General features: G+C 69.0%; 9 protein-coding genes. 3 read left to right on the forward strand and 6 right to left on the reverse strand.

From position 1 onward, the window contains the following. Window positions 1-2 precede the first annotated feature (2 nt). From N787_RS11570 to dnaA, 6 genes are all read right to left on the reverse strand, one after another. Entirely contained in the window at window positions 3-1604 is a 1602-nt protein-coding gene (locus N787_RS11570) for a UUP1 family membrane protein (RefSeq protein WP_052575420.1), read from the reverse strand. A 73-nt stretch (window positions 1605-1677) separates the two neighbouring features. Further along, window positions 1678-2784, reverse strand: coding sequence for a CPBP family intramembrane glutamic endopeptidase (locus N787_RS14470; protein WP_156969018.1), 1107 nt, complete (start codon window positions 2782-2784; stop codon window positions 1678-1680). Further along, window positions 2762-5209 carry a DNA topoisomerase (ATP-hydrolyzing) subunit B gene (gene gyrB, locus N787_RS11580; RefSeq protein WP_034214216.1) on the reverse strand — a complete coding sequence of 816 codons (2448 nt, stop codon included), beginning with the start codon at window positions 5207-5209 and terminating at the stop codon, window positions 2762-2764. The genes N787_RS14470 and gyrB overlap by 23 nt, the downstream gene beginning before the upstream one ends. A gap of 128 nt (window positions 5210-5337) precedes the next feature. Beyond that, window positions 5338-6420 (reverse strand): DNA replication/repair protein RecF, encoded by a 1083-nt coding sequence (recF, locus tag N787_RS11585; protein WP_034214219.1) that lies wholly within the window; start codon window positions 6418-6420, stop codon window positions 5338-5340. A gap of 91 nt (window positions 6421-6511) precedes the next feature. Continuing rightward, entirely contained in the window at window positions 6512-7612 is a 1101-nt protein-coding gene (gene dnaN / locus N787_RS11590; protein WP_034214221.1) for a DNA polymerase III subunit beta, read from the reverse strand. A 234-nt stretch (window positions 7613-7846) separates the two neighbouring features. Continuing rightward, on the reverse strand, window positions 7847-9175 hold the full coding sequence (gene dnaA / locus N787_RS11595) for a chromosomal replication initiator protein DnaA (protein WP_034214224.1): 1329 nt from the start codon (window positions 9173-9175) through the stop codon (window positions 7847-7849). Between the two features lie 178 nt (window positions 9176-9353). On the opposite strand from dnaA, the gene rpmH reads away from it, so the two are divergent. The 3 genes from rpmH to yidC are packed head-to-tail and all read left to right on the forward strand — an operon-like array spanning window position 9354 to window position 11764. Continuing rightward, window positions 9354-9494: a 50S ribosomal protein L34 gene (gene rpmH, locus N787_RS11600; RefSeq protein ID WP_026817103.1), complete on the forward strand. Its 141-nt coding sequence runs from the start codon at window positions 9354-9356 to the stop codon at window positions 9492-9494. A gap of 50 nt (window positions 9495-9544) precedes the next feature. Next, a complete protein-coding gene (gene rnpA / locus N787_RS11605; protein WP_034214230.1) occupies window positions 9545-9982 on the forward strand; it encodes a ribonuclease P protein component in 438 nt (145 codons plus the stop codon). 51 nt (window positions 9983-10033) lie between these two features. Continuing rightward, window positions 10034-11764, forward strand: a complete 1731-nt coding sequence (gene yidC / locus N787_RS11610) for a membrane protein insertase YidC (RefSeq protein ID WP_034214232.1) — start codon at window positions 10034-10036, stop codon at window positions 11762-11764. Window positions 11765-11940: the final 176 nt, after the last annotated feature.

Here is an 11940-nt window from a genome sequence, read left to right on the forward strand (position 1 = left end):
GCTCAGGCCTTGCCGGAGGACGCGGTGTCGGTGGCGTCGGCCGGCGACGGCGGCGGCGTGATCGGATCCGGATCGCGCGCCAAGGCGCGGAAACGGAACAGTTCGTTCAGGCGATAGCCCGAATAGCGGCCCAGCAGCAGCGCGAACGCGAACAGTACGAGCAGCGTCTCCGGGTACACGAACACCAGGTGCTCCAGCGGCCGCCAGCTCATCACCAGGTAGGCCAGCGCGGCGACGATCAGGGTGCCCACGCCCTCGCGGATCGCGGTTCCCGCGCCGCGCTCGTCCCAGGCCACCGACATGCGCTCGATGGTCATCGCCATGATCACCATCGGGAACAGCGCCACCGACAGGCCGACCTCCAGCCCCAGGCGGTTCGACAGCACGCTGACCGCGGCCATCAGCAGCACCACCAGGATCAGGATCGCGGTCAGGCGCGGCACCAGCAGCAGGCGGAGGCGTTCGAGGTAGAAGCGCACCAGCAGGCCGAAGCCGACCACCAGCACGAACAGGGTGACGCCGGCCACCAGCGCGGTTTCACGGAAGGCCAGCGCGATCAGCACCGGCATGAAGGTGCCGTAGGTCTTCACGCCGACCAGGTTGCGCAGCAGCAGCATGATGAAGGCGCCGATCGGCACCATCAGCAGCACGCGGTAGGTTTCCTGCGCCTGCAGCGGCAGGCTGAGCAGGGAGTAGCGCACGAGGTTGGCGTCCTGCACCTCGAGCCGGCGCTCGGCGATGGCCATCGCGTCGGCCAGGTTGCGGCTGACCGAGAACATCAGCGACGCGGCGGCCTCGCTCTCCATCTGCAGCACGCGGCGGTCGCTGCTGCTCCACAGGAACAGGTCGGACGGCAGGCCTTCGGCGAAGGTGCGCGGGTCGATGATGGTCCAGGCGAGGCCGTCGTGCACCATCAGCCAGGGCTGCAGGCGGCCCTCGCCTTCGCGCGGTTCGTCGGTGAGCTGGAGGCCGTGGATCACGCGCGCGGGGATGCTGCGCCGGGCCAGCAGCTGCACGGCGAAATACGCGCGGTCGCTTTCATCGGCGCCGTAGCGCTCGGACAGCAGGGCCACTTCCTCGCTGGGCGTGGCCTCGCCGAGGCGGCGCAGCAGCTCGCGGGCGTAGGTGACGTTGTTGATCGAGCCTTCGCGCACCTGCAGCAGCAGGCTGTCGGCGGCGGTGACGTAGGGCTCCTCGAGCTCGGGCGGCGACGGGATGACCGGATCGAAATCCAGCAGCGCCTGCTCCTGCTCCTGGCTGCGCACGATGGTGGCGCGGTAGTAGAGGTCCTGCTCGCCGACGACGCGGCGGTTGGCCCACTGCACCTCGCGCCCCTCGGGGCTCGACGACTCGAGCTTGGAGTAGCCGCGGGCGATGAAGCGCTCGTCCAGCACGGCGAAGCCCGGCGTGTAGGAGGGGATCTGCAGCGTCACCGCGTTGGCGGCCGCGCGCGGCTGGTACTCGACGTGCGCCTGCACGGTCCACACCTGCACCTGCGCGTCGGGCTGCAGCGGGAACTTGAGCACGCTCCACTTGTAGTACATGGCCGCACACGCGATCGCGATGATCGAGAAGGCCAGCAGGTAGAGGTGGCGTTTGCTCATGGGTATCCAGTTCGGGTTCCGGGAACCGCCGGTTTTCCCCGGCCGGCGGCGAGGCGCAAGTGTAACCCCGTAGTCAGGAGGTCGAATACGCCAGCAGCCCCACCGCCACGGCGTTGCCCACCCCGTGCGCCAGGGCGACGGCGGCGAAGCGCCCGGTGCGAAGGTAGAGCAGCCCGAAGGCCAGGCCCATCGCCACGTAGATACCGGCCATGGCCAGCTGCGCGAGACGGCCGCCGTTGCCCGCGGTGATCTCGTGCAATACCCCGAAGACCACGGCGCTGGCGACGAGCCCGGTGACCGCCCGTCCGGCTACCGCGAAGCGCCGCAGCAGCACGTGCCGGAAGAAGAGCTCCTCGCCGACCGGCGCCACGATGGCGACCAGCAGGAAGGCGATGACCGGCCGATCCTTGACCAGGGCCACCAGGGGTTCGAGGTTGCTCGGCTCCAGCGGCAGGCCCAGGTTCCGCAGGCCGAGCAGGAGGCCGGTGGCTGCGGCCTGCAGCAGCACGCCGGCGACCACCGCCAGCGCGAGCGCGCGGCCCAGCGGCATCGGCGACGGCAGCGACGGCAGCGCGCGGCCGCGCACCCACCACACCAGCAGCGCCGCCAGGCCGGAAGCGCACAGCGCCAGGATCAGCAGCGGACTGGCCAGGCGCTGCGGCAGCGACTGCATCGCGTCCACCAGGCTGGCCAGCGGCGACACGCGGATCTCGGTGATCGGGCAACCGGCGGCCTGCACCAGCGCCGGACCGTCGATGTGCGGGCGGTGGCCGGTGTGCGGATGCAGTTCGAAGTAGCCGAGCACCGCGGGCTCGTGCGCGCCTTCGGCCTCGTGCGGCAGCATCAGCACGTTCATGAATTTCGGGATCGGGCTGCCGTCGGGCGCGCGTGCGGGGCGCAGCTCGCCCTGGCGTGCGAAGACGTCCTTGACCGCCGCTTCGTTCCAGCGCTCGGCTTCGCAGGGCTGGAACACCAGCTGCACGCGCTGCGGGCCGTAGGGTTGTTCGCGCTGGAACTGCAGCACCAGCGGCGTGGCGAAGGCGAGGGTCAGCGCGAGGGTCGCGCCGAAGTAGAGCAGCAGGTCGAGGATGGCGCCGCGGAATGGCGTGCCCCGCCACCAGCGCAGCACGCGGTGGCGGGGCGATGGCGAGGCGTCGTCAGACGTCGAGGTTGGCGACACGCAGCGCGTTGTCTTCGATGAACTCGCGGCGCGGTTCGACCACGTCGCCCATCAGCGTGGCGAAGATCTGGTCGGCGGCGACGGCGTCCTCGATGCGCACCTTCAGCAGGCGGCGCGTTTCCGGGTTGACCGTGGTTTCCCACAGCTGCTCGGGGTTCATTTCACCCAGGCCCTTGAAGCGCTGGATCATGCGGCCCTTCTTGGCTTCCTCGAGCAGCCATTCCTGCGCCTGCACGAAGTTGGACACGGGCTGGCTCTTGCCACCGCGCACCAGGGTGGCGCCGGGCTGCAGCAGGCCGTTGAGCGTGCCGGCCATTTCGTTGACCTGGCGCAGTTCGCCGCCCAGCAGCTGCCCGGCGGCCAGCACCTGGGTGGCGGCCAGGCCGTGGTGCTGCTTCTGCACCACCAGCGCGCCGGCGTGGCCGTCATCGGTGGCCGGCTGGATCGAGAAGACGTAGCGCGCGCGGCCGAGGCCGGTGGCGTTCAGGCGCTTCTCGAGCTCGCGGCACCACGGCGCCAGGCGCTGTTCGTCGGCGAAGTCCTCGGCGGTGAGCGCGGGCATTTCCAGCATCGCCTCGAGCACCGGCGAATCGACGCGGTGCGCGAAGCGGGCGATGGTTTCGCGCGCGGCGACGAAATCGAGCAGCAGCTTCTCGAGCTGCGCGCCGTTGATCGCCGGCAGGCCTTCGCCCGGGCGCAGCTCGGCGTTCTCGACCGCGTTGTTGACGAGGTAGGCGTTGAGCGCACCGTCGTCCTTGAGGTACATCTCGTTCTTGCCCTGCTTGATCTTGTACAGCGGCGGCAGGCCGATGTAGACGTGGCCGCGCTCGATCAGCTCCGGCATCTGCCGGTAGAAGAACGTGAGCAGCAGGGTGCGGATGTGCGAGCCGTCGACGTCGGCGTCGGTCATGATGATGATGCGGTGGTAGCGCAGCTTGTCCGGGTTGTACTCGTCCTTGCCGATGCCGGTGCCGAGCGCGGTGATCAGCGTGCCCACTTCGGCGGACGCGAGCATGCGGTCGAAGCGCGCGCGCTCGACGTTGAGGATCTTGCCCTTGAGCGGCAGGATCGCCTGGGTCTTGCGGTTGCGGCCCTGCTTCGCGGAGCCACCGGCCGAGTCACCCTCGACGATGAAGAGTTCGCTGAGCGCCGGATCCTTTTCCTGGCAGTCGGCGAGCTTGCCCGGCAGGCCGGCGATGTCGAGCGCACCCTTGCGGCGGGTGAGGTCACGGGCCTTGCGCGCGGCTTCGCGCGCACGCGCGGCGTCGACGATCTTTCCTGCGATCGCGCGCGCTTCGTTCGGACGCTCCTGGAGGAATTCCTCCAGCTTCTGGCCGATCACGGACTCCACCGCCGGGCGCACTTCGGACGAGACCAGCTTTTCCTTGGTCTGCGAGCTGAAGCTCGGGTCGGGCACCTTCACCGAGAGCACGGCGATCATGCCTTCGCGCATGTCGTCGCCGGACAGGGCCACCTTGGCCTGCTTGGCGATGCCGTTCTGCTCGATGTAGTTGGTCAGCGTGCGCGTGAGCGCGGCGCGGAAGCCCTGCAGGTGGGTGCCGCCGTCCTTCTGCGGGATGTTGTTGGTGAAGCAGAACATCGTTTCCTGGTAGGCGTCGGTCCACTGGACCGCGATGTCCACCACGATGCCGTCCTTTTCACCCGAAGCAGAGATAACTGTTTGATGCAGCGGGGTTTTTAGGGCAGCCAGGTGTTCCACGAAGCTGCGGATGCCACCTTCGTACTCGAACAGGTCGCGCTTGCCTTCGCCGCGCTCGTCGATCAGCTCGATCTTGACGCCCGAGTTGAGGAAGCTCAGCTCGCGCAGGCGCTTGGCCAGGATGTCGTAGTGGAACTCGGTGTCGGTGAAGATCTCGGCGTTGGGCAGGAAGCGCAGCTCGGTGCCGCGCTTGCCGGACGGGCCGACGACCTTGAGCGGATACACCGGCTCGCCGACGGCGTACTCCTGCTGGTGGTGCTTGCCGTCGCGCCAGATGTCGAGCCAGAGCTTGGACGAGAGCGCGTTGACCACCGAGACGCCAACGCCGTGCAGGCCGCCGGACACCTTGTAGCTGTTGTCGTCGAATTTACCGCCGGCGTGCAGCACGGTCATGATGACCTCGGCCGCGGAGACGCCCTCTTCCTTGTGGATGTCCGTCGGGATGCCGCGGCCGTTGTCGGACACCGAGCACGAGCCATCGTTGTGCAGGGTCACGATCAGGTGGTCGCAGTGGCCGGCCAGGGCCTCGTCGATGCCGTTGTCCACGACCTCGAACACCATGTGGTGCAGGCCGGTGCCGTCGTGCACGTCGCCGATGTACATGCCCGGGCGCTTGCGGACGGCCTCCAGGCCACGGAGCACGGTGATCTTGCTGGAGTCGTAGGTGTTGTTCGGGGACTGCGGCTGAATCGGTTCGTCGGTCATCGCCAATCTTGTCTCGCGTTGGGCCACACCGGCGCCCGGACGGCTCCCGGAGAGGCCGCGGCGCGCCTATAAATAAGGTATGGCGAGTATAGCGCGTGAGGGCGGGGTGCGCCGCCCTGCCCCGGGGCTCAGCGCTCGTGCAGCTGGCCTTGTTCCACGTGGAACCGCTTCTCCGGGGCCAGCGCGCCCGCCAGGTCGCCCGGCGCCTCGGTGGCGGTCAGGATCACCTGGGCCCCGGAGCTCAACACCGACGCCAGCGCCTGGTGGCGGTGGGTCTGGTCGAGCTCCGAGGCCAGGTCGTCCAGGCAGACCAGCGGCCATTCGCCCTTGTCGGCGGCGAAGGCGCGGGCCTGGGCGAGGACGCAGGCCAGGGCGGTGAGCTTTTCCTGGCCGCGCGACAGGGCTTCCCGCCCAGGCAGTCCCACGTAGTCCACCCGCCAGTCGGCGCGGTGCGGGCCCAGGCTGGTGTAGCCCAGGGCCACGTCGCGCTCCCGGGCCAGCAGCAGGGCATCCTCCAGCGGGCTGTCCTCGCGGCGCCAGCCCGGCAGGAAGCGCAGGCCGGCCTCGCCCAGCTCCGGCAGGAACTCCCGGGCGGTGGCCGCCAGCACCGGCTCCAGCCGGTCCAGGTAGTCAGCACGCAGGCGGCTGAGGGATTCCCCGGCCTCGGCCAGCTCCCGGTCCCACGGCGCCAGGGCGGACGGGGCCGGCTGGCGCTTGAGCAGGGCGTTGCGCTGCTTCAGGGCGCGGGCGTAGCGGCGCCAGACCGGCAGGAAGGCCGGTTCCACGTGGAACAGGGCCCAATCCAGGAAGCGGCGGCGGTGTTCCGCGCCCCCGGCGATAAGCTCGTGGCTGCCGGGCTCGAAGGTCACGACGGCCAGCTCGGCGCACAGTTCGGTCAGGCTGGGGGCGGGCGCCCCGTCGAGCCGGGCCTCCCAGTCGCTGCCGCCGTGGCGGAGGCCGGCGCGGCGGGTCCGGCCCTGGCCGTCCAGCCATTCGGCGTAGAGCTCGAGGTTCGGGCTGCCGGTCCGGATCAGGCCGTCGCGCACCCGGCCCCGGAAGGAGCGACCGTAGCCCAGCAGGTGGATGGCCTCGACCAGGCTGGTCTTGCCGGCGCCATTGCCGCCCGTCACCAGGTTCAGGCCGGGGGCGGGGCGGAAGTCCACCTGCTGCAGGCAGCGCAGGCGCCGGATGTCCAGCCGGGTCAGGCGCACGACGGCCCCGCCCGGCCCGGTACCACCGGACGCCAGAAACGAAGCCGCCCGGCGAGGGCCGGGCGGCAGGGTGCCACGGGAAACGGGCCGGTCACAGGCGCAGCGGCATCACCACGTGGCGGCTGCGCTCGTGGCTGGCCTCGCGGACCAGGGCCGACGAGTTGGCGTCGCGAAGGTTGATGATCACGAACTCCTCCCGCAGCGCGGTGAGCGCATCGAGCAGGTAGGTGACGTTGAAGCCGATGCCCAGGCCGTCGACCTTGGTTTCGGCCTCGACTTCTTCCTGCGCTTCTTCCTGCTCCGGGTTGTGCGCGACGATGCGCAGCTGGCCCGGGCTGATTTCCAGCTTCACGCCGCGGTACTTCTCGTTCGAGAGGATGGCGGCGCGCTGCAGGGCGGCGCGCAGGGCCTCGCGGTCGACCTTCACTTCCTTGTCGGCGCCGATCGGGATCACGGCGTCGTAGTCCGGGAAGCGACCGTCGATGAGCTTGGAGGTAAAGGTGACGTCCTCGCGGCGCATGCGCAGGTGGTTGCGGCCGACTTCCAGCTCGACCTCGCGGTCGCCGCCTTCAAGCAGGCGCTGCAGCTCGAGCACGCCCTTGCGGGGCAGGATGATCTGCTTGCGGGTCTGGGCGCCGGCCGGCAGGGGCGCCTCGCACAGGGCCAGGCGATGGCCGTCAGTGGCGACGCAGCGCAGGGAGTTCTCGCGCAGGTCCAGCAGCAGTCCGTTGAGGTAATAGCGGACGTCCTGCTGGGCCATGGCGAACGCAGTGCGCTCGATGAGTTCCTTCAGGGCGGCTTCCGGAACGCGGATGCGCTCGACCAGGTCGAGGTCCTCGACGGCCGGGAAATCATTGCCGGGCAGGGTGGCCAGGGTGAAGCGGCTGCGGCCGGCCTGCACGGTTACCTTGTCGCCGGTCTGGCTGAGGGTGACGCGGCTGCCGTCGGGCAGGGCGCGCACGATCTCGAACAGCTTGCGCGCCGGAATGGTGGTTTCGCCCGGCTGGGCGTCGTCCACGTCCGAACGGGCGACCATCTCGACCTCGAGGTCGGTGCCCGTCATCGACAGCTTGCTGCCTTCGACGCTGACCAGCAGGTTGGCCAGGACGGGCAGCGTCTGGCGACGCTCGACCACGTTCACGACCTGCTGAAGGGGTTTGAGTAGGACTTCTCGCGTCAGGCTGAAACGCATGCGGATCCCCAAGCTCCAAGAGTGGATATTTAAAAAAGTGGTGGTGGTGGAGGGCCGAAAATCTCCGGATAACTCATCCAACCCACTGATTCAAAACGTTTTATTCGTACTGCCAAGCCTGTGTGCCAGCTTCGGGACAGGGTGGCACAAACTGTGGATAACTTTCGGGCCCCAAAGGCGTCCCCAGCTTGTCCACAGGCCGTCCCCAACGCTTACCCGGCCCGGCCCCAGGCCTTACTCGCTCAGTTTGCGCAGCAGCTTGTCCCAGTCTTCCCGCAGCTTGCCGTCGATCTCGCGCAGTTCGCGCATGACCTTGCAGGCGTGCATCACGGTCGTATGGTCCCGGCCCGCGAAGGCATCGCCGATTTCCGGCAGGCTGTGCTCGGTGAGTTCCTTGGACAGGGCCATCGCCATCTGCCGCGGACGCGCCAACGAGCGCGTCCGCCGCTTCGACAAAAGGTCCGCCATGCGCAGCTGGTAGTAGTCTGCCACGGTCTTCTGGATATTGCTGATGGACACCACCTGCTGCTGCGCCCGCAGCAGGTCGCGCAGGGTCTCCTGGGCGAACTCGGCGGTGATCGGCCGCGCCATGAAGTTCGAGCGCGCCGCCAGCGTGTTCAGGGCGCCCTCGAGGTCGCGCACGTTCGAACGCATGCGCTTGGCGATCAGGTAGGCCACGTCGTCGGGCAGCTTCACCCCGCGCTCGACCGCCTTGGCGGCGATGATGGCCGCGCGCGTCTCGAAATCAGGCGGCTCGATCGCGACGCTCAGGCCCCAGGTCAGGCGGGTCTTGAGCCGCGTCTCGAGGTTCTCCACCTCGCGCGGGTAGCGGTCGCAGGTGAGAATGATCTGCTGCTTGCCGTCGAACAGCGCGTTGAAGGTGTGGAAGAACTCCTCCTGCGTGGTGTTCTTGCCGGCGAAGAACTGGATGTCGTCGATCAGCAGCGCGTCCACCTGCTGGAACTGGCGCTTGAACTGGTCCATCGACTTTTCCTGCAGCGACTTCATCATCGCGCTGAAGAACTGCTCGGAGCGCAGGTACAGCACGCGCATGCCCGGGTTGTTCTGCCGCATCAGGTTGCCGGCGGCGTGCATCAGGTGGGTCTTGCCCAGGCCCGAGCCGCCGTACAGCAGCAGCGGGTTGTAGGCCTTGCCCGGGTTCTGGGCCACCTGCAGCGCGGCGGCGCGACCGAGCTGGTTGCTGCGGCCTTCCACGAAGTTGTCGAAGGTGTAGTGGCCGTCGAGGTTGCCGGCGAACGCCGCCGCCGGCGGTGCCGGGCGGGCCGCCGCCGGCGCGGTGCCGGCCATCGGCGCCTCGGCGCGCTTGATCGAGCCCACGGCCAGCGCCACCGGGGCCGGGCCGCCGGCGAAATGCGACACCAGCTCGCGGATCCGGTCCAGGTAGTGCTCGCGCACCTGGTCCACCACGAAGGCATTGGGCGCGTACAGCGTCAGCCCGTCGGCGCGGGCCTCGGCCTGCAGCGGCCTGAGCCAGGCGTGTATCTCTTCAGCCGGCAGTTCGGCTTCCAGTCGTTCCAGGCAGCGGGGCCAGGCAGCATCCATGTTCAAGCGAAAGTCCGGGGAACAGTGGCGCCAGGGCGCCGCTGTGGATAAGTGGTCGGGGGGAGGGAGTCTAGCGCCGCCGCGCCAAGCCCGCCACGCGAAATTGGCTTGACGACGCGGGGGCCGGGCCGTTATAGTCCCCGGTCTTTTCCGCCCAAAACTTAACCGGGGTGCCACCATGGCCACCAAGCGCACGTACCAGCCCAGCAACCTCAAGCGTAAGCGTGACCACGGCTTCCGCGCCCGCATGAAGACCGCCGACGGCCGCAAGATCCTTGCCCGCCGCCGCGCCAAGGGCCGGGCCCGCCTGGCCGTCTGACGCGTCGCCGCCGGCTTGCCGGCGGCAACCCGCGGGCCATTGCAGGGACCGTGAACACGCTCCCGCCCGCCACGCCGAAGTCCTTCCCCCCCAGCGCGCGCCTGCGCGCTTCCGCCGAATACCAGGCGGTCTTCAAGGGGGCACGAAGGCTCTCCAGCCCCCAGCTGAAGCTGCATGCCCACGTCCGGGCCGATGCCACCGTGCCTCGGCTCGGCGTTGCCGTGTCCAAGAAAGTCGACAAGCGCGCCGTCGGCCGCAACCGCATCAAGCGGCTGGCCCGCGAATTCTTCCGACACGAGCGCGCGCACCTGCCGCCCGGCGATTACGTGCTGATCGCACAACCCGGCGCCAGCAAGCTCGGCAACGACGAGCTCCGCGCGCAGTTCCTGCAGCTGTTTGAACGCGCCCGGTCGTTGAAGCCCGCGCCCCCGCCCGGCACAATGCCGGCCACCCCGGGCGCGTCCGAACGCCCCGCCTCCGATTCCTGACCGAGACCCCGTGCCCGGCCCCGGCCCCACGCCGGCGCCCGCAGCCTGCCCATGAACCAGACCCGTTCCTTCCTGCTGATCGCCTGGCTTGCCGTCGCCACCCTCCTGTTCATGGAATGGAGCCGCGGTCCGGCCCAGCCCGCGCCGCCCCCGGCCGCCTCCGCGCCGATCCCCGCCGCGGCCGATGCGATTCCGTCGGCGGCCGACGTGCCCGCTGCCGCCGCGGTGCCCTCGGCCGCCGCCGCCCCGGCGCCCGGCGTGCCGGGCGACGTGCCCTCGGCCAGCGTGGCCGCGCCCGCCCAGGGCCTGGTCACCGTCACCACCAACGTGCTGCGCCTGCAGGTCGACCCGCGCGGCGCCAGCCTGGTCGGCGCCGACCTGCTCGCCTACCCGGTGGAGAAGGACAAGCCGGACGTGAAGGTGCGCCTGCTCGGCACCGACGCCGTGCACTACTCGGTGGCCCAGTCCGGCCTGGTGGCCACTACCGGCACCGCGCCCAGCCACGAGGCGATGTTCCGCACCGAGGACGGCCGCAGCAATTACACCCTGGCCGACGGCAGCCAGCAGCTCGAAGTGCCGATGGTCTGGGAAGACCCGGCCACCGGCCTGCGCGTGCGCAAGGTGCTGGTGCTCGAGCGCGGCTCCTACGCCATCACCGTGCGCCAGGAAATCAGCAACCAGGGCAGCCAGGCCTGGCGCGGCAACGCCTACGAGCAGCTGCAGCGGGTGCCGCCGCCGCCGACCCCGCGCACCTCCAGCCTGACCAACCCGGAGGCCTTCAGCTTCGTGGGCGCCGCCTGGTACAGCCCGGAGGAAGGCTTCGAGAAGTACAAGATCCCCGACATCTTCGAGGACGGCCCGCAGACACGCGAAGTCACCGGCGGCTGGATCTCGATGCTGCAGCACCACTTCGCGCTGGCCTGGGTGCCGAACGAGAACGAAGCGCAGCGCTTCTCCATCACCTCGCTGCCGGGCGCGACCCCGCGCTACCTCGTGCGCGGCGTCAGCGCGCCGATCGAAGTCGGCCCCGGCCTGTCGGTGACGCGCGAAGCGCGCCTGTGGGTGGGCCCGAAGCTGCAGGAGCAGATGCAGGACGTCGCGCCGGGCCTGAAGCTGACGCTCGACTACGGCATCTTCACCTTCCTCGCGCAGCCGATGTACGACTTCGTGCTCGAGCCGCTGCACGACCTGACCGGCAACTGGGGCTGGGCGATCATCCTGACGGTGCTGATCATCAAGCTGCTGCTGTACCCGCTGTCGGCCAAGCAGTACCAGAGCTTCGCCAAGATGCGCGCGATCCAGCCGCGCATCGAGTCGCTCAAGGAGCGCTACGGCGACGACAAGCAGAAGTTCCAGATGGCGATGATGGACCTGTACAAGAAGGAGAAGGTCAATCCCGCCGCCGGCTGCCTGCCGATCCTGATCACGATCCCGGTCTTCATCGCGCTGTACTGGATGCTGCTCGAGAGCGTCGAGATGCGCCAGGCGCCGTGGCTGGGCTGGATCCAGAACCTGACCGCGCCGGATCCGTACTTCATCCTGCCGGTGATCAACCTCGTGGTGATGTACCTCACCCAGAAGATGACGCCGACGCCGGGCATGGACCCGATGCAGAAGAAGATCATGACCTTCATGCCGCTCATCTTCGGCGTGATGATGGCCTTCTTCCCGTCCGGCCTGGTGCTGTACTGGTGCACCAACGGCATCCTCGGCCTGGCCCAGCAGTACGTCATCACCAAGCGCCACGGCGACAAGCCCGCCGCGGCGGTTGCGGGGAAGTAAGGATTCGAACGCGGATAAGAGCGGATTGACGCGGATAAGATCGGATAGAGCAATCAGTATTGGTCCGACGCAAGATGAGGGGAGGCCGCGAAGGCCTCCCTTTTTCTTTTCAACCCTTTGCTTTATCGGCCTTTATCCGCGTTAATCCGCGGCGGTCTCAATCGGTCGACGCAACA

Source organism: Arenimonas metalli CF5-1 (assembly GCF_000747155.1).
GTDB lineage: Bacteria > Pseudomonadota > Gammaproteobacteria > Xanthomonadales > Xanthomonadaceae > Arenimonas > Arenimonas metalli.